The organism is Nocardia sp. NPDC041819, from assembly GCF_055590505.1.
The window spans coordinates 1,073,030-1,091,094 of the sequence record NZ_JBVJAP010000001.1 but is presented as its reverse complement, the minus strand read 5'-3'; the positions used below and the strand labels follow the sequence as shown (position 1 = coordinate 1,091,094).

The following is an 18,065-nucleotide window of genomic DNA, read 5'->3' as shown; positions in this document are numbered from 1 at the left end:
ACCGTGCGATGCCATGAGTACCGATCTGTTGGGCAAGAGCGCTCTGGTCACGGGGGCCAGCCGGGGCATCGGCAAGGCGGTCGCGGCGGAGCTGCTCGGCCGCGGCGCGAACGTGCTGATCACCGCGCGGAAGAAGGAACCGCTGGAGGAGGCCGCCGCGGAGTTGCGCGAGCTGGGCCACCAGGGCCAGGTCGTGGCCTTGGCGGGCAACTCGGGCGTCGCCGAGGATCGGGCGGCCGCGGTCGAGCGCGCGGTCACGGAGTTCGGTTCGCTGGATGTCCTGATCAACAACACCGGCATCAACCCGGTCTTCGGCTCCCTGATGGAGGCCGACCTGGACGCCGTGCGCAAGATCTTCGACGTGAACGTGGTCGCGGCGCTCGGCTACATCCAGGAGGCGTACCGAGCGTGGATGCGCGATCACGGCGGCGCCGTGGTCAACGTGGCCAGTGTCGCGGGTATCCGCTCGACCGGTGTGATCGCCGCCTACGGTGCGTCCAAGTCCGCGCTGATCCATCTCACCGGGGAACTCGCCTGGCAGCTCGGGCCGAAGATCCGGGTGAACGCGGTCGCGCCGGGCGTGATCAAGACGAAATTCGCCGACGCGCTGTACTCGTCGGACGAAGAGCGCGCCGCGAGCGTGTACCCGATGAAGCGACTGGGCAGCCCGGAGGACGTGGCGCGCTTGATCGGCTTCCTGGTCTCCGACGAGGCGGCCTGGATCACCGGCGAGACGGTGCGCGTGGACGGCGGACTGCTCTCCACCGGCGGGATCTGACCCGAGGCGGGACGGCCCTCCGCATCGGGGCCGACCCGCGCTACCGGAAGGCCAGTGCGCCGATCGTGTCGGCGTGCCGGTAGCGCAGGTACTTCTCGACGGTCGCGGGGTCGACCGCGCCGGTGGCCGTCGCCAGCGTCACCACCACGAATTCCTTCTCGCTGCCATCCTTCCACTTGCCGGTGGCGTAGCCCTTGATGTAGGTGCCGGGACGCAGGGTGAGGTCCGCGTCGGTGAACCGATCCTTCGCCGCGGCGGCCCGGCTCCGGTCGGCCATGCCGAGGACGAACTGGGTGAGCATGAGCGCGCCGCCTTCGGCGCGGTACACCAGCTCCGCCGCGTAGCCGCAGCCGAGGCTCGTGAGCTTGCCCGCCACCTCGATGGGGTGGCAGTCGGCATGGTCACGGCCGTCGACCCAGTCGGCGTGCAACTCGACGCGATCGAACCGGAAGTCCCAGTCCTTCGCGAATTCGGTGTAGCTCAGCCTGCCCGACGAAGGGTGCGTACCGCCCGGGGCGGGAGCCGCGGGCAGCGTGCTGGTGACGCCACCAGCGCGGGTGGTCGCCTCGGCGGACGCGGCGGCCTGCGCGTGACCCTGCACGCGTGAATTCGCCGATACGCCGACACCGACCGCCACCAGCACGGCGACCACGCCGAGGGCCAGCGCGACGATCACGCCGGTTCGGCGCTCGGGCGCGGGCGGCCGCGGCGGCGTCTCCCATGCTTGCATCGGGTATGCGCTCGGCGGGGACATGCTTCCCCAGTCCGGCGCTTGCCGCGCCTGGTCCGATTTCCCGTAGTCCCCTTGGCCGCCGCCGAATCCGGAACCGGACGGGTAGGTCATCGGGTCGCCCTCCACACTCGCGGCAGCCGTCCCACCCTGTGTGGGCCTCCCCGGAGCTGCCGGAGAGACCCTACCCGATCGGGCTCGTACGGTCGCCGTGGCTCAGAGGCGCGCGGGCTGGAGCCAGTCCTCCCGTCCCGCGACCGCCGCAGCGGCAGGCCCCTCGTCGATGCCGAACCGCCGGTGCAGTTTGCCCAGCGGGCCGGGCGCGTACCAGTTCCAGTGGCCGAGCAGTTCCATCGCGGCGGGCAGCAGGAAGCCGCGCACCAGGGTCGCGTCCACCAGGACGGCCAGCGGGAGGCCGATGCCGAACGCCTTCATGAAGGTGATGTCGGAGGCGAGAAAACCGAGGAAGACCAGCGAGATCAGCACCGCGGCAGCGGTGACGATCCGGCCGATCCGCTCCAGTCCGGAAGTGACGGCCAGCGCGTTGGACCTGGTGCGCTGGTATTCCTCCCGGATGCGCGCCAGCAGGAACACCTGGTAGTCCATGGCCAGACCGAACGCCACGCCGAACAGCATGACCGGAACCGTGGGCGGCAGATCGCCGGTGACGGTGAATCCGAGCAGGCCCGACAGGTGTCCGTCCTGGAAGATCCAGACCAGCGCGCCGAAGGTGGCCGTCAGGCTCAGGAAGCTGAGCACCACCGCCAGCAACGGCAGCACGACGCTTCCGGTCAGCAGGAACAGCACCACCACCATGATCAGCACGACGAAGGCCAGCGCGTACGGCAGCGCCGAGACCACCGCGCCGATCGCGTCCGCGTTGGCCGCGGCAACGCCGCCGACCAGCACCTCCGAGGCGGCGGGCGTCGCGCGCACGTCGTCGGCGATCCGGTCGAGCACCGTGGGGTCGGTGGTGTCCGGGATCACCGAGAGATAGGCGGCGTTCTCGGCGCGGAAACCGTCGTGGGCGGCGGTGGGCGCGGCGAGCAGACCTCCGTGGCTGTAGCTGCCGGTGGCCGTGTCGACCCGGCGGACGTTCTCGATCTCCGACAGCTCCCGGGCGTAGGCGTCCAATCCCGCGGCGCTGTAGGCGCTTTCGGGCAGTACCGCGAACAGCCCGTTCTGTTCGGTGGCCGCGAAGTCCCGCTGGATGATCTCGGTGACCTGGCGGTTGTTCATCGAATCCGGCAGGGAGCGTTCGTCGGGGAAGCCGAGCTGCACACCGAGGAACGGCGCGCCCAGCACGAGCAGCAGGGCGGTCACCGCGAGCCCGATGGGCACGGGTCGCATCATCACGAACCGCGCCAGGCGGTGCCAGGCTCCCTCGCCGGGCGCGGGACGGGCGGCGCGCAGGAACCACCACAACTGGCCGCTGTCGATCTTGGCGCCGAGCAGGAACAGGATCGCGGGCAGCACGGTCAGCGACACCGTCGCGGCGATCACCGCGACGGCCAGACCCGCGTAACCCATCGACCGCACGGCCAGCAACGGGAAGAACAGCAGGCCCGACAAGGCGACGGCGACGGTGACGGCCGAGAACAAGACGGTCCGGCCGGCCGAGCGCATGGTCGCGGCCACCGCGGCACCGGGCTGCTGACCGGCCACCAGTTCGTCGCGATAGCGGCTGATCATCAGCAGGCTGTAGTCGATCGCCAGACCGAGCCCCAGCAGCGTGGCGACGTTGGTCGCGGTCGCCGCGAGGTCGGTGACGCTCGCGATCAGCCACAGCGCGCCCATGGTGATCATCACCGTGATCATCGCGACCACCAGCGGCAGGCTGGCCGCGACCAGACCGCCGAACACCAGCAGCAGTGCGATCAGCGTGACCGGGAAAGCGATCGATTCGCCGAGCACTACGTCTTTCTCACTCTGCTGCACCGTCTCGTGCAGCAGCATCGCGTAGCCGCCGACCCGCACCTCGAGCGGGCCCTGCGCGCCGCCGAACCGGTCGGCGAGGTCACCCACCCGCTGGTCGACCTCGGCCTCCTCGCCGAGGATGCTGGCCACGATCAGCCCTTTGGTGCCGTCGGTGCTGCGCAGCGCGGGCGATTTGTCGGTCCAGTACGACGTGACGCCCGCGACGCCGGACACCGACTTCAGCTCGGTGACCAGGTTGGTCGCCGCGGTGGCCGCGGCGTCGTCGTCCACCGACCGGCGAGTCTGCACCAGCAGCACGAAATTCGGGGTGGCCTGGCCGAAGGTATCGCGCAGCACCGCGGTCGCCCGGCTCGACTCGCTGCCGGGGTCGATGTAGCCGCCGCCCTGCACCTTGTCGAACAGCGTCGCGCTCAGCGTGCCCATCGCCAGTGCGAGCACCACGAACACAGCGAGGATCCACCGGCTGCGCCGCCTGGTCAGTTCGAACACTGCGTCTACCCCTAACTCGTTCCGGTCGAACCGCTTTCGCTCTGCGAACTCCGGCGGTCGCCGGTCGGCAACCTGCCGGCGCGCCATCCGCGGCGCACCGGTGCGCCGACACCACGCACTCGGCACCGGGGCCGGGTGCGTGCGCCAGCGCCCCGGCATCCTAGCAACGTGCGACAAACTACGGTGAGCGCGAACACATTCCGTGGGCGCGAGTCGCTGCTGTGCGCTGCGCCGCCTCCGCTCGGCTCCCACGACCGGAGAGGCCGTCGCGCTCGCCGGTACCCGTGCCCACCTCTCGGCTGGTGATTCAGCCGCCACCACGTTTCGGCGGTCGATCCGGGCCGGTCACGGTTCCACGCGGAGGCGGCGCCGACGGATCGCCGCGATGGTGTTCACGAAGAATTCCGCCTCGCGAGATCCCGACTCACGGCCGATGCGGTGGCCGCACCCTTGTCGAGCGAGCGGATGAGAGGCTCGGACCATGCATCGCATCGCAGCCCCGCGAATCCGAACGGCCGGGAAGTGAGGCCCGACTTGGTCGTGTGCGGCCTCGGCCCCGCCGGTCGTGCCCTCGCACACCGCGCCGTAGCGCGCGGGCTCACGGTCACCGTGCTGGATCCCGCGCCGGAGCGCAGGTGGACCGCCACGTACGCGGCGTGGGCCGACGAACTGCCGGATTGGCTGGCGCCGGAGGTCGTCGCGGCGACGGTGTCCCAGCCGCTGGCCTGGGGAACGCGCGCGCACCGGCTGGACCGCCCGTACGTCGTGCTGGACACCGCGCGATTGCAGACCTCGCTGCACCTGTCCGATGCGCACGTCGTCGCCGATCGCGCGGTCGACATCGCTCCCGAACACGTCACCTCGGCCTCCGGCGCGACGATCACCGGCAGCAGAGTGATCGACGCGCGCGGACTCGCCCGCTCCCCCGCCCGAGCCGAGCAGACCGCCTACGGCGTCATCGTGGACGCGGGACGCTGCGCTGGTCTCGACCCGCTGTTCATGGACTGGCGGCCGGACAACGGCGCCGCCCCCGGCACGCCGCCTTCGTTCCTCTACGCCGTCCCGCTGGACGACGAGCGGATGCTGCTCGAGGAGACCTGCCTGGCCGGCCGCCCCGCGTTGACGGGCGCGCAACTGCGCGCCCGCTTGCGCCACCGGCTCGGCGCGCGGGGCATCCGGCTCACCGGTGAGGAGCCCGTGGAGCACGTCCGGTTTCCCGTCCAGGGAGGCCGTCCGGGGCCGAGCGGATTCGGGGCGGCGGGCGGCTTCCTGCACCCGGCGACCGGTTACAGCGTCGGCGCCACGCTGGCCGCGGCCGACGCGATGGCGGCGGGGCAGAACGTGTGGCCGGCCACCGCACGCGTCGTCCACCGGTTGCGCAGCGCCGGTCTGCGGGCGCTGCTCGCGCTGCCGCCGGAGGACCTCCCGCTGTTCTTCGACACGTTCTTCACGCTGCCCCCGGCCGCACAGCGCGCGTATCTGTCCGGCCGCACGGACCTGGCGGGCACGGTCACGGCGATGAGTTCGCTCTTCGCGGCTCTGCCGGGACGGCTACGTCGGCGTGTCGCGGTTGCGACACTCGGTTTCCGGTTCGCTCGCGAGGTCGAAGGGCTTCGGCCATGATGGGAACATGAGATCGATCTGGAAGGGCTCGATCGCATTCGGGCTGGTGAATGTTCCGGTGAAGGTGTACACCGCCACCGAGGACCACGACATCCGATTCCATCAGGTGCACGCCAAGGATGGAGGCCGGATCAAATACGACCGCGTCTGCACCGTGTGCGGCCAATCCGTCCAGTACACCGAGATCGACAAGGCCTACGAGTCCCCGGACGGCGACAAAGTCGTCCTGAGCGACGAGGACTTCGCGAAACTGCCCGTGGCGGAGAAGCACGAGATCCCGGTGCTGCAGTTCGTGCCGTCCGAGCAGATCGACCCGATCCTGTTCGAGAAGAGTTATTACCTGGAACCGGACTCCAGCACACCGAAGGCCTATGTCCTGCTGGCGCGGACGCTGGAGAAGGTCGAACGCACCGCCCTGGTGAACTTCACCCTGCGGCAGAAGACCAGGCTGGCCGCGCTGCGCGTGCGCGACGGCATTCTGGTGCTGCAGACGCTGCTGTGGCCCGATGAGGTCCGCTCCGTCGACTTCGAATCCCTCGACGGGGTCGCCGACCCGCGCCCGCAGGAGATCAAGATGGCCGAGACGCTCGTCGAGGCGATGTCCGACGACTTCGATCAAGAGCAGTTCACCGACGAGTATCAGATCGAACTGAAGCGCCTGCTCGACGAGGCGATCGCCAGCGGCACCGGCAAGGTGCCCGAGCAGCCGGAGCTCGCGCCTGCCGGAATGGACGCCGAGGTGGTGGATCTGGTCGCCGCACTGCAGCGCAGCCTGGAGGCCAGTGGACGCCGGACGGCCGGCGGTGACGGGGCGGAGGCCGAGCCGAAGAAGACCGCGAAGAAGGCCGCGGCCAAGAGCGCAGGAGCCAAGAGCAGCGTGGGCAAGAGCAGCGCATCGAAGAGCACGGCCTCCAAGAGCGCGGCGAAGAAGACGCCCGCGAAGAAGGCGGCCAAGAAGGCTCCGGCTCGCAAAGGCGCCTGAGTCTCGGAGCGAGGCGGCGACCGAGGGGCCGAGTCAGTCCCGCGCCGCGCGCCGCCGGCCTTCTTCGAAGAACTCCAGCAGTGCCGCGACGGTGTTCACCGCGCCGCGCGGCCTGAGTGCGCCGAACGGCGCGTTCCAGAAATCGCCGGTTCGCGGGGTCCACGGTCCGATGTAGGCGTACGGGCCGGGATGGGCGTCGTCTCCCGGCGAGATCCCGTAGTTCACCTCATCGATCGTGCTCGCCAGGTCGAAATGCTCCGGCCACAGCACCGGTGTCACATCGGGCGCCAGGCAGCGCAACGCCTTGTCACCCAGCGCCAGCCAGTCTTCGATCAGCCCGGCTGCCGAGGGATCGACCTCGATCACCGCATCGGGATCGACGCCCGCGGTGGCCGCGTACACCCCTTCCGGCGGCCCGGGTTCGAAACCCGCGGCCCTGGCGACCTCCCGAAAGGTCCCCGCCAGCCGCGCACGTCCTTCCGGCCACACCAGCTCGTCCCCGACCACGGATACCGGCCACCGCACTCCCCCGAAGCCTCCCCGCACGACCCCCAACCGGATGGTGCCGAACTCTCGGAACTGCGGCCCGGCGATCAACAACTCCGCGATCGCGTGCAACCCGACTCGCGATCGCCGGTACGTCACCTCGTCCACCTCCGCATCATCTCCGCTGTGCGCGGTCTCGCGCACGCGTTTGATCCGAGCAACGCGACGGGCGGGCAGGGCAGGAATCCCAGGCGTGATAGCGGAGGCACTTTCAGGCGCCTCCTGCTGCTCACGAAGGCCCGGTGATGCCCTCACTGCTGCCGAAGCTCGCTTCCTCGTGGCTGACCAGTCCGAGCAAGGCGAGGGGCCGCGGTGTCACCGCGATGGTCAGGTAGGAGACCGTGATCGCCCAGCGGTTCACCGCTCTCGGCACGGCGAAGGTGTGATAGGCGCGGGTCACCGCCTTCGCGGGCAAACCGGACAGGCGCAGGCCCATCGGGTTCGCGACCGCGAAGCGCGGCCCGAGGTCGACGACCAGTCCCAGGTCGCGATGCTTGTAGTCGGCGGCCGTGCCGATACCCAGGCTGGCGGCGACGTTCCTGGCGAGTGCCTTGCCCTGCCGCGTGGCGTGCTGGGCCGTGGGCGGGGTGATCCGGCCGGGCTTGGTCAGATCCGGCACCGCGGCCGCGTCACCGCCCGCGAACACGTCCGGATGGCCGGGCACGCCCAGCTTCGCGTCGACGACCAGGCGGCCCTTCTCCAGCGGCAGGCCGAGCGTGCCGAGCACCGGCGCGCCGGTCACACCCGTCACCCAGGCGACCGTGTGGGTGGGGACGACCGTTCCGTCGGTGAGCACGACCGAGTTCTCGTCGAGTTTCGACAGGGAGGTCTCCAGCCGGATCTCGATGCCTCGTTTCCGCAGTACTTGCAGCACCTTGTCGCTGAGCCGCTCGCCGACCTCCGGCATCACCCTCTGGGCCGTATCGAGCAGAAGGAATCGCACTTCGGCGGGGTCGAAGCCGCGGCGCGCGGCGTAGGCGTCGGCGAGGGCGCGCAACTGCGCGATCAGTTCGGTGCCCGCGTAGGACGCCCCCACCACGACCACGGTGCGGCGCGCCCGCCGTACCTCGGGGTCCTCCTCGTCGTCGGCGAGCTCGAGCTGGCGCAGCAACTGCTCGCGCAGGTACAGCGCTTCGGCGACGGTCTTGAGCCCGCGCGCGTGCTCCGCCAGGCCCGGGATGTCGAACAGGCGGGTGACCGACCCGGGCGTGAGCACCAGCCGGTCCCAGGACAGCTGCCGCGGCGGATGATGCTCGCCGGCCACCGTGATCGTCTTGTTCTGCAGATCGACCGACCGAGCGTTCGCGACCACCAGCCGGACCCGTGGCAGCGAATCGGCCAGCGAGATGGCGACGAACCGGGGATCGATCAGTCCACCCGCCACATCCGGAAGCAAGGGCGTATAGAGCAGGTAGTCATTGGGTGTGACGAGTACGATTTCGACGTCCCGTTTCGCTTTCGCCACTATGCGGCAAAGCTTTTGGGCGCAGGTGAACCCCGCGAACCCGCTTCCGACGATCACGACCCGCTGCGGGCCCGCTGTGTTCCCATCCGGCACGAAGACCTCCTCGGCGTCAGCTCCCCGACGCGATTCCCGCCCAGAGTGATCCGAAACCGCGGGATCCGGCCCTCGGCCCGCGAAGGACGGCTCAGGCCGGCCGATGGCACGGTTCGTCCGTCGTTGTCGGGCGCTCCACCGGCGGGGTATGCACGCAGCGGAACCGGGTGGGCGACCGGCGTTCTGCGCCGGTGAGCTAACCGGCCGTCGACGTACAAGCGGTCAATCGGACGCTCGCGGGCCGAGGAATCGCGCTACCGAGACTCGGGAAGGGCGGAGCGCTGGGACCGAGGACCTCGATGGCCCGGCGTTCGGCTTCGGCGCGGGTGGGACCCCATGCCCATCCGTGCTTCCCGTCGGCGCCGCGCACGACCGACCCGCAGGCATTCCAGAACTGCACGACCGTCTGGCAGTCGGTCACACCGCATTGGGCGCGAGCCGCGGTGTCGGCGGCGGCGGCGCTCGCGTAGTCCACCGCCGAAACGACGGCACCGGTGCTGGGCGAAAGCGCCAGCGCTCCATAGTAGGTCGCCGCGCGCGCTTCACCCGCCGGTGCGCCGACGACGGCGCAGGTGGCGGCCGAGACCGCCGCGAGCCCGAGGGCAGCCTTGTGCGGCAGCGACATGTGATGATCCTCCCCGTTCCGGACGACTCAGCGCTCAGATCATCGTCGGGCACACGCGGTTTGTCGAAGTGCGGACTTCCCACCCTGGGCGGGTGTGCGGCACCGACGCCCGGCGCATCGGACGGCTCCCCATCCCGGCGGACGTCTCCACCGCGAACGGAGCCCCGGTCGATGCGACCAAGTGCGCCAAGGGCTGACGAGGGACCGGGAAGGCATCGGCGGGCACAGCCGAAGCCCGCGCGGCGGATACGACTCAGCCGCCGGAGCACCCCGTCGGGGCGCTGCTCGGCGGCTGCTACCAGTCCTGGCGATTACACCGTGAACCCGAGGGCGCGCAGCTGCTCGCGGCCGTCCTCGGTGATCTTGTCCGGACCCCACGGCGGCATCCAGACCCAGTTGATCTTCAGGTCTTCCACCAGGCCGCTGCGCACCAGGGCGTTGCGGGACTGGTCTTCGATGACGTCGGTCAGCGGGCAGGCTGCCGAGGTCAGCGTCATGTCGAGGACCGCGATGTTGTCCTCCTCGACGCGCAACCCGTAGACCAGGCCGAGATCGACGACGTTGATGCCCAGTTCCGGGTCGACCACGTCACGCATCGCCTCTTCGATGTCCTCGAGCAACTTGATGTCCTCCGCAGACAGCTCGGACAGCTCGGCGGCAGGCGCGGCCTGCTCGGTCGTGTCGGTAACCGGTGTGTCAGTCATGACGCTTCCCCGTTTCGCATCGGACGGTCAGTTCTCTTCCGCGGCGCCGGCGGGCTGCTCGGGGCCGATCCTGAGGACGGCGTCCTTGAACGCCATCCACCCGAGCAGCGCGCACTTCACCCGCGCGGGGTACTTCGAGACGCCCGCCAAGGCGATGCCGTCGCCGATCACGTCCTCGTCGCCCTCGATGGTGCCGCGGCTGGAGATCATCTCACTGTAGGAGTCGACCACCTTCAGCGCCTGTTGCACCGGCAGCCCGATGACCTGGTCGGTGAGGATCGAGGTGGCGGCCTGGCTGATCGAGCAGCCCTGGCCGTCGTAGGAGACGTCGGCGATGTCACCGTCGTCGCCGAGCTGCACGCGCAGCGTCACCTCGTCGCCACATGTCGGGTTAACGTGGTGTACCTGGGCCCCGAACGGCTCGCGCAGCCCCCGGTGGTGCGGGTGCTTGTAGTGGTCCAGGATCACTTCCTGGTACATCTGCTCCATGCGCATGTCTTATGCAACTCCGAAGAAGCTCTGGGCCTTCCGCACGGCGGCGACCAGCGCGTCCACCTCGGCGACGGTGTTGTAGACGGCGAACGAGGCGCGCGCGGTGGCGGCGACGCCGAAACGCCGGTGCAGTGGCCACGCGCAATGGTGACCCACCCGGATCGCGACGCCCTCGTCGTCCAGGATCTGCCCGACATCGTGCGCGTGGATGCCGTCTACGACGAACGCCACGGCGCCGCCGCGGTCGACGTTCTCGGTGGGTCCGATGACGCGCACGCCGCCGATCCCGGCCAGCCCCTCCAGCGCCGCGCCGACGAGCGTGTGCTCGTGCGCCGCGACGGCGTCCATGCCGATGCGTTCGAGATATCGAACCGCCGCGCCCAATCCGACCACCTGCGAGGTCATCGGCACCCCGGCCTCGAAGCGCTGCGGCGGCGGAGCGTAGGTGCTGTGGTCCATGAAGACCGTCTCGATCATGGACCCGCCGGTGATGAACGGCGGCATCTCCTCGAGCAGCGCTCGGCGGCCGAAGAGCACGCCGACGCCGGAGGGACCGAGCATCTTGTGACCGGAGAACGCGGCGAAATCCACGCCCAGCGTGCGGAAGTCCACCGGCATGTGCGGCACCGACTGGCAGGCGTCGAGCACGACCAGCGCGCCCACCGCCTTCGCGCGGCGCACCAGCTCCTCGACCGGCGCCACCGCACCGGTGACGTTGGACTGGTGAGTGAACGCGACCACCTTGGTGGCGGGCGACAGTTCCAGCGAGTCCAGGTCGATCCGGCCGTCCTCGGTCACGCCGTACCACTTCAGCGTGGCGCCGGTGCGGCGGGCCAGTTCCTGCCAGGGCACCAGATTCGCGTGGTGTTCCAGCTCGGTGATGACGATCTCGTCGCCGGGACCCACGTGGTGCGGGAACCGGTCGTCGGCCAGCGCGTAGGTCACCAGGTTCAGCGACTCGGTGGCATTCTTGGTGAAGACGATCTCGCCCACGTCCACGCCGACGAACCGCGCGATGTCGGCCCGCGCGCCCTCGTAGGCGTCGGTCGCCTCCTCGGCCAGCTGGTGCGCCCCGCGGTGCACCGCGGAGTTGCTGGTGATCAGGAACTCGCGTTCGGCTTCGAGCACCTCGATCGGCCGCTGCGCGGTCGCGCCGGAGTCCAAGTACACCAACGGTTTCCCGTCCCGGACCGTGCGGTTCAGGATCGGGAAGTCGGCCCGGATGCGGGCGACGTCGAGGGTGCGGACCGTAGCGGTCATGTCAGGCTCCAGCGGTTGCAGTCTGAGTGAAACGAACGTAGCCGTTGGCGTCGAGTTCCTCGGCGAGTTCGGCGCCGCCCTCGGCGACGATGCGGCCGCCGACGAACACGTGCACGAACTCCGGCTGGATGTAGCGCAGGATGCGGGTGTAGTGCGTGATCAGCAGGACACCGCCGTTCTCGCGCTCCTTGTAGCGGTTGACGCCCTCGGAGACGACGCGCAGCGCGTCGACGTCCAGGCCGGAGTCGGTCTCGTCCAGGATGGCGATCTTCGGCTTGAGCAGGCCCAGCTGGAGGATCTCGTGGCGCTTCTTCTCACCGCCGGAGAAGCCCTCGTTCACGCTGCGCTCGGCGAAGGCGGCGTCGATCTCCAGTTCGCTCATCGACTCCTTCACCTCCTTGACCCAGTGCCGCAGCTTCGGCGCTTCGCCGCGCACGGCGGTGGCGGCGGTGCGCAGGAAGTTCGACATCGAGACGCCGGGAACCTCGACCGGGTACTGCATGGCGAGGAACAGGCCCGCACGCGCGCGCTCGTCCACCGACATCATCAGCACGTCCTCGCCGTCGAGGGTGATCGAGCCGGAGGTCACGGTGTACTTCGGGTGACCGGCGATCGCGTAGGACAGCGTGGACTTGCCGGAGCCGTTCGGGCCCATGATGGCGTGCGTCTCACCGGACTTCACCGTGAGGTTCACGCCCTTGAGGATCTTGATCGGCTCGCCGGACTCGTCGGGGTTGGCGACCTCGGCGTGCAGGTCCTTGATTTCCAGGGTGGTCATCGAATTCGAATTCCTTTGCCAGGTATGGGGTCGTTGATCAGGCGCCGATGGCGGCGAGTTCGGCCTCGATGGCCGCCTCCAGCCGCTCCCGGATCTCGGGCACCGCGATCTTCTGGATGATCTCGTGGAAGAAACCACGCACCACCAGGCGGCGGGCGGCGTCCTCCGGGATGCCGCGGGCGCGCAGGTAGAACAGCTGCTCGTCGTCGAACCTGCCGGTCGCGGAGGCATGTCCGGCGCCGACGATCTCGCCGGTCTCGATCTCCAGGTTCGGCACCGAGTCCGCCCGCGCCCCGTCGGTGAGCACCAGGTTGCGGTTCACTTCGAAGGTGTCGGTGCCCTCGGCGGCGGCACGGATGAGCACGTCGCCCACCCACACCGTGCGGGCGTCGCCCTTCGGCGAGTGCGGATCGCCTTGCAGCGCACCCTTGTACAGCACGTTCGACTTGCAGTTCGGCACCGCGTGGTCGACCAGCAGCCGCTGCTCGAAATGCTGGCCCGCGTCGGCGAAGTAGAGGCCGAGCAGTTCGGCGTCACCGCCGGGGCCGTCGTAGCGGACGTTGCCGGTAAGGCGCACCAGGTCGCCGCCGAGAGTGACCGAGATGTGCCGCAGGGTGGCATCGCGGCCGAGCTTGGCGTGGTGCGCGGTGGCGTGCACCGCGTCGTCGGCCCAGTCCTGCACCGCGACCACGGTCAGCTTGGCCGAATCGCCGAGCACGAATTCGATGTTCTCCGCGTAGGTTCCGCTGCCGCGCTGGTCGATGACCACGGTGGCCTTGGCGAAGGGTTCCAGGCGGATCTGCAGGTGGCCGTAGGCGGTCTTGCCCTCGCCGGGACCGGTGATCGTGACGATCACCGGCTCGGCGACCTCGATCTCCTTGCCGACCGACACCACGGTGGCCTGCTCGAAGCCCGAGTAGGCCTGAGCGGCAACGCGATCGGACGGCACGCCGCCCGCGCCGAGCCGCGCGTCGGTGCGGTCGACAGTCTCGACCGTCACGCCCTCGGCAGCGGCGATCTCGACGGTCGCGCGGCCGTCGCGAACCGCGGTGCCGTCCTGCAGTCCGCGCAAGCGGCGCAGCGGCGTGAACCGCCACGCCTCGTCCTTGGCGGAAGGCACCTCGAAGGCGTTGACGTCGAACGAGGTGAAGACTTCGCCCTTGTTGACCGCGGGGGTGCGAGCTTCGGCGGCTTCGGCAATGTTCTCCACGGCCATCAGCCGACGGCTCCTTCCATCTGCAGTTCGATCAGGCGGTTCAGCTCGAGGGCGTACTCCATCGGCAGTTCCTTGGCGATCGGCTCGACGAAGCCGCGCACCACCATCGCCATCGCCTCGTCCTCGGTGAGGCCGCGGCTCATCAGGTAGAACAGCTGGTCCTCGGAGACCTTCGAGACGGTCGCCTCGTGACCCATGGTCACGTCGTCCTCACGGATGTCGACGTAGGGGTAGGTGTCCGAGCGGCTGATCGTGTCGACCAGCAGCGCGTCGCACTTCACCGTCGACTTCGAGCCGTGCGCGCCCTTGTTCACCTGGACCAGGCCGCGGTAGGAGGCCCGTCCTCCGCCGCGCGCCACCGACTTCGACACGATGGTCGAGGAGGTGTGCGGCGCGAGATGGAGCATCTTCGCACCGGTGTCCTGGTGCTGGCCCTCGCCGGCGAACGCCACCGAGAGCACCTCACCCTTGGCGTACTCGCCGGTCATCCAGACCGCCGGGTACTTCATGGTGACCTTGGAACCGATGTTGCCGTCGATCCACTCCATGGTCGCGCCCGCCTCGGCCTTGGCCCGCTTGGTGACCAAGTTGTAGACGTTGTTCGACCAGTTCTGGATGGTGGTGTAGCGGCAGCGGCCGCCCTTCTTCACGATGATCTCCACCACCGCGGAGTGCAGCGAGTCGGACTTGTAGATCGGCGCGGTGCAACCCTCGACGTAGTGCACGTAGGCGCCCTCGTCGACGATGATCAGGGTCCGCTCGAACTGGCCCATGTTCTCGGTGTTGATCCGGAAGTAGGCCTGCAGCGGGATGTCGACGTGCACGCCCGGCGGCACGTAGATGAACGACCCACCCGACCAGACGGCGGTGTTCAGCGCGGAGAACTTGTTGTCGCCCGCGGGGATCACGGTGCCGAAGTACTGCCGGAAGATCTCCGGGTGCTCCTTCAACGCCGTGTCGGTGTCGAGGAAGATGACGCCCTGCTGCTCCAGGTCCTCGCGGATCTGGTGGTAGACGACCTCGGACTCGTACTGCGCGGCGACACCGGAGACCAGCCGCTGCTTCTCGGCCTCGGGGATGCCCAGCTTGTCGTAGGTGTTCTTGATGTCCTCGGGCAGCTCGTCCCAGGACGCGGCCTGCTTCTCGGTGGAGCGCACGAAGTACTTGATGTTGTCGAAATCGATGCCGTCGAGGTTCGATCCCCACAGCGGCATCGGCTTGCGATCGAAGATGCGCAGCGCCTTGAGTCGCTGCTCGAGCATCCACTCGGGCTCGTTCTTCTTCGCCGAGATGTCGCGGACAACCGCGTCGGACAGACCTCGTTGCGCGCTGGCGCCGGCCACATCCGAATCGGCCCAGCCGTAACCGTATTTGCCCAGCGAGGCGATGGTCTCTTCCTGGGTGAGCGGTTGCACCTGGTCGGTGGTCGTCGTCATTCGGCACTCCTTCCGGAGTCGTTCGTTCGTACCGCTGCGGGCTGTGCAGCGGTTGGTGCTGAAGTTCCGGTCCGGTCGGCGGGCAGGACCAGCAGCGGCACGTGCGTGGTGCACGCGCAGTCGCCGTTGGCGATCGTGGCCAGCCGCTGCACGTGCGTGCCGAGCAGCTCCCGGAACGCCTCGAGCTCCGCCGCGCACAGCTGAGGAAATTCCTCGGCGACGTGTGCCACGGGGCAGTGGTGCTGGCAGATCTGCACGCCCGCGCCCACCTTGCGGGTGGTGGCGGCGAACCCGGCGTCGGTGAACGCCTCGGCGATCTCCTCGGCCTTGGCCTCGGTTTGTTCGGTGGTGTGCTCACCGACCGGTTCGATCCCGGCCACGATAGTGCGTGCTCGTTTGCGGGCGAACTCGGTGATGGCCTGTTCGCCGCCGATCTCCCCGAGCTGCCGGATCGCGGCCCCTGCCAAATCGTCGTAGGCGTGGCCGAGGTCGCCTCGTCCGGCCGCGGTGAGCTGGTACTGCTTGGCCGGGCGGCCCCGGCCCTTCTGCTGCCAGGGCGCCGATCGAGTCGCTCGCGCTCGGCCGGAGTCGATCAAGGCGTCCAGATGCCTGCGCACGCCCGCCGGGGCGAGGCCGAGCCTGTTCCCGATGGCGGTGGCGGTGATCGGTCCTTCCTCCAGCAGCAGCTGGACGATGGCCGCTCGGGTATGCCCTTCGCCGCCGACCGCCGCGGGCGCAGCAACCGACCCGGCACCGGTCCGGCGACCAGTCCCTTCGTCGTTCCTCCGCAAACCCACGGTTTTCACAACATCAGTGTGGCGGAATTCGTTCCGGAAATCTAATAAGGGTGCCCTGAGTCAGCGGCGCGATCGACCTGCGGGGATTCCGGTCCGGCGGAGGGTCACGCCCGATCATCCGGACAGGTGTCCACCGGCGCGACGCTGGGCCCGAAGCCGTCTTTCCCGCCTGACCTGCGCAGAGAAAACGCTGATCGAACCGGCCGGCGCGAGTTCGCGCGAACTCGGAACCGCCGCGACCGCCTCTGCGGCGTGATCGTCGCCACCGGACACCGGGGTCGCGAAGGTCCGCAGTGCGATTCGTCACAGACGTTCAGCGCACGGCCACCAATTTCAGCGGCGTCTCCAGCAGCGCCTCCATCGAGTCCTCCCACGGGACCGTCGCGGTGGTGACCAGCGACGGATCGAAGCGACCGGTCGCCACGAGATCGAGAACCTCGGGAATGACCGGCCGCGCGTGCGCGCGGCCGGTGTGCAAGGTGCAGCAGCGGGTGTACATGCCGAAGAGCGGCAGCGCGACATCCTGCGCTTGGACGCTGACGCTCGTGCACCAGCCGTCGTACGCCGTCGCCTCGATCGCCCCGCGCAACGCTTTCGCCCCGCCCGCCGCCTCCACGACGATCGGGAACCGCCCCACCCGCGCGTCCCGGGGCCCTTCGATCGCCTCCGCGCCGAGCGACTTCGCGATGTCCAGTCGCCGGCCGGAGTCGTCGAGGTAGACCACCCGGGCGGAGCCGAGGGCGACGGCGAGCCCGGCGGCGTACAGACCGATCGACGGAGCGGCGGGGCCGCCGATGACCAGCACTTCGGCGGCCGGATCGTCGGCCAGCTGCGGGCCGACCGAGCGATAGGCGTCCGGGATGTTGTCGCTCGCGCTGGCCACCGCGGCCGGGTCGACGCCGGAGGGCAGGCGCACCAGCATGGCATCCGCGTGCGGCACCAGCGCCAGGTCGGCCCACAGCCCGCCCCAGTTCAGCCCGCCCATGGCGCCGAGGCCGAACGACGACAGCCGCGGATGGCTCACACAGTTCCCGGTCCGCCCGCATGCGCACGCCCGGCAGGCGCCGCAGGAGATCTGGAACGGCACCACCACCAGGTCGCCGACGGCGACGCCGCGTACCTCCGGCCCGATCTCGACGACTTCTGCCACTCCCTCGTGCCCGAACGGATACGGACCGGGCAGCGGGAAGGCTCCGCGCAGAACGGCCGGGTCGATGTCACAGGTGGCCAGCGCGACGGGCCGCACCAGCGCCTGACCGGGCCCGCTCAGCACTGGTTCGGGATGTTCTTCCCAGCGCATCGCACCAGGACCGGTCAGCATCAGACGCTTCATCGTCCGAGTGTCGCTAGAACGTTCTTTCTAGTCAAGCATTCCTTCGCGTATCGCCTTGCTGGGCGGGAGATTCCGGAAATTTTTCGGGCCGCGCGGCCGTGTCGGGCTCGGTGGTGGCCGCCCCTCGGCGCGGCGCGGGCGGGGGGCCGCCGATTCCCGCTGCCGCGAAAGTCGACCGGATCAGCCGCTCCATCGACCTCGCCACCGTGCGCAGCGGCGCGTCCGTCTGCCGGATCCGGGCCAGGATTGTGGCGCCCTCGTAGGCGGCGACCACCGTGGTCGCCAGCTCGGCCGCCTCCTCCCCACCGAGGCCGAGCTCGGCGAGCAGCCCGGCGAAGGCCTGCTCCATCGCCTCGAAGGCGTGCACGCAGGCCGAGCGCACCGCCTCGACGTCACTGCCACCGTCCAGCGCGGGCGTCCCGACCGGGCATCCGTCGGTCCACTCCGAGTCCGCGAGCTTGCCGACCATGAATTCGAACAGCGTGGCCAAGGTGGCGAACACATCGGTGGGCGCCTGCCGGATCATCCGGCCGGTCAGCACGCCGGTCCCGGTGATCGCCGCGACCGCGATCTCCTCCTTGCCTCCCGGAAAGTGGTGGTAGATCGAGCCGTACGGCAGTTCGGCCGCCTCGCTCAACGCCTTCAGACCGAACCCGTGATACCCGTGCCGCGCGAGCAGCCCGGACGCGGCCACCTCGATCCGCCGCCTGGACTCCGAAACCATCTGTCGATTGTGCCCCGCGAGCGGAGCAGGTCCGGTCGGAACGACCAGGGTCCGTA

The 18,065-nt window shown here is 69.5% G+C and carries 17 protein-coding genes; 3 read left to right on the top strand and 14 right to left on the bottom strand.

Features of this window, described 5'->3' with window-relative positions; translation table 11 throughout:
* The first annotated feature begins 13 nt into the window (after positions 1-13).
* Complete coding sequence (locus tag ACZ6DL_RS05220; RefSeq protein WP_466049104.1) at positions 14-778, top strand: SDR family oxidoreductase; 765 nt, start codon at positions 14-16, stop codon at positions 776-778.
* 40 nt (positions 779-818) lie between these two features.
* Here ACZ6DL_RS05220 and ACZ6DL_RS05215 read toward each other — a convergent pair whose 3' ends face one another.
* Together ACZ6DL_RS05215 and ACZ6DL_RS05210 are read right to left on the bottom strand one after the other, a co-directional pair.
* Complete coding sequence (locus tag ACZ6DL_RS05215; RefSeq protein ID WP_466049103.1) at positions 819-1,622, bottom strand: hypothetical protein; 804 nt, start codon at positions 1,620-1,622, stop codon at positions 819-821.
* A gap of 102 nt (positions 1,623-1,724) precedes the next feature.
* Positions 1,725-3,935, bottom strand: a complete 2,211-nt coding sequence (locus ACZ6DL_RS05210) for an MMPL family transporter (RefSeq protein WP_466049101.1) — start codon at positions 3,933-3,935, stop codon at positions 1,725-1,727.
* Positions 3,936-4,457: 522 nt separating this feature from the next.
* On the opposite strand from ACZ6DL_RS05210, the gene ACZ6DL_RS05205 reads away from it, so the two are divergent.
* Both ACZ6DL_RS05205 and ku read left to right on the top strand, forming a co-directional pair.
* A complete protein-coding gene (locus ACZ6DL_RS05205; RefSeq protein ID WP_466049100.1) occupies positions 4,458-5,558 on the top strand; it encodes a lycopene cyclase family protein in 1,101 nt (366 codons plus the stop codon).
* A gap of 7 nt (positions 5,559-5,565) precedes the next feature.
* Entirely contained in the window at positions 5,566-6,540 is a 975-nt protein-coding gene (ku, locus tag ACZ6DL_RS05200; RefSeq protein ID WP_466049099.1) for a non-homologous end joining protein Ku, read from the top strand.
* Positions 6,541-6,573: 33 nt separating this feature from the next.
* Here the strand turns inward: ku and ACZ6DL_RS05195 are convergent, their stop codons facing one another.
* The 12 genes from ACZ6DL_RS05195 to ACZ6DL_RS05140 form a co-directional block, all read right to left on the bottom strand.
* A complete protein-coding gene (locus ACZ6DL_RS05195; RefSeq protein WP_466049097.1) occupies positions 6,574-7,194 on the bottom strand; it encodes a hypothetical protein in 621 nt (206 codons plus the stop codon).
* A gap of 121 nt (positions 7,195-7,315) precedes the next feature.
* Positions 7,316-8,644, bottom strand: coding sequence for an NAD(P)/FAD-dependent oxidoreductase (locus ACZ6DL_RS05190; RefSeq protein ID WP_466049096.1), 1,329 nt, complete (start codon positions 8,642-8,644; stop codon positions 7,316-7,318).
* A gap of 196 nt (positions 8,645-8,840) precedes the next feature.
* The gene (locus tag ACZ6DL_RS05185; protein ID WP_393229356.1) at positions 8,841-9,269 is read right to left on the bottom strand and encodes a DUF4189 domain-containing protein; all 429 of its coding nucleotides are present in this window, start codon (positions 9,267-9,269) and stop codon (positions 8,841-8,843) included.
* A gap of 311 nt (positions 9,270-9,580) precedes the next feature.
* Entirely contained in the window at positions 9,581-9,973 is a 393-nt protein-coding gene (locus ACZ6DL_RS05180; protein WP_051175312.1) for a metal-sulfur cluster assembly factor, read from the bottom strand.
* A gap of 27 nt (positions 9,974-10,000) precedes the next feature.
* Positions 10,001-10,468, bottom strand: a complete 468-nt coding sequence (sufU, locus tag ACZ6DL_RS05175) for a Fe-S cluster assembly sulfur transfer protein SufU (protein WP_466049094.1) — start codon at positions 10,466-10,468, stop codon at positions 10,001-10,003.
* A 3-nt stretch (positions 10,469-10,471) separates the two neighbouring features.
* Entirely contained in the window at positions 10,472-11,725 is a 1,254-nt protein-coding gene (locus ACZ6DL_RS05170; RefSeq protein ID WP_466049092.1) for a cysteine desulfurase, read from the bottom strand.
* Between the two features lies 1 nt (position 11,726).
* Positions 11,727-12,503, bottom strand: coding sequence for a Fe-S cluster assembly ATPase SufC (gene sufC / locus ACZ6DL_RS05165; protein ID WP_466049091.1), 777 nt, complete (start codon positions 12,501-12,503; stop codon positions 11,727-11,729).
* A gap of 37 nt (positions 12,504-12,540) precedes the next feature.
* Positions 12,541-13,719, bottom strand: a complete 1,179-nt coding sequence (gene sufD / locus ACZ6DL_RS05160) for a Fe-S cluster assembly protein SufD (protein WP_466049089.1) — start codon at positions 13,717-13,719, stop codon at positions 12,541-12,543.
* Positions 13,719-15,155: a Fe-S cluster assembly protein SufB gene (gene sufB / locus ACZ6DL_RS05155; protein WP_063053156.1), complete on the bottom strand. Its 1,437-nt coding sequence runs from the start codon at positions 15,153-15,155 to the stop codon at positions 13,719-13,721. Before sufB ends, sufD begins: the two co-directional genes overlap by 1 nt.
* Positions 15,152-15,961: a helix-turn-helix transcriptional regulator gene (locus tag ACZ6DL_RS05150; RefSeq protein WP_393229338.1), complete on the bottom strand. Its 810-nt coding sequence runs from the start codon at positions 15,959-15,961 to the stop codon at positions 15,152-15,154. Before ACZ6DL_RS05150 ends, sufB begins: the two co-directional genes overlap by 4 nt.
* A 304-nt stretch (positions 15,962-16,265) precedes the next feature.
* A complete protein-coding gene (locus ACZ6DL_RS05145; RefSeq protein WP_466049087.1) occupies positions 16,266-17,285 on the bottom strand; it encodes a zinc-dependent alcohol dehydrogenase in 1,020 nt (339 codons plus the stop codon).
* Positions 17,286-17,316: 31 nt separating this feature from the next.
* The gene (locus ACZ6DL_RS05140) at positions 17,317-18,009 is read right to left on the bottom strand and encodes a TetR/AcrR family transcriptional regulator (protein WP_466049086.1); all 693 of its coding nucleotides are present in this window, start codon (positions 18,007-18,009) and stop codon (positions 17,317-17,319) included.
* Positions 18,010-18,065 lie beyond the last annotated feature (56 nt).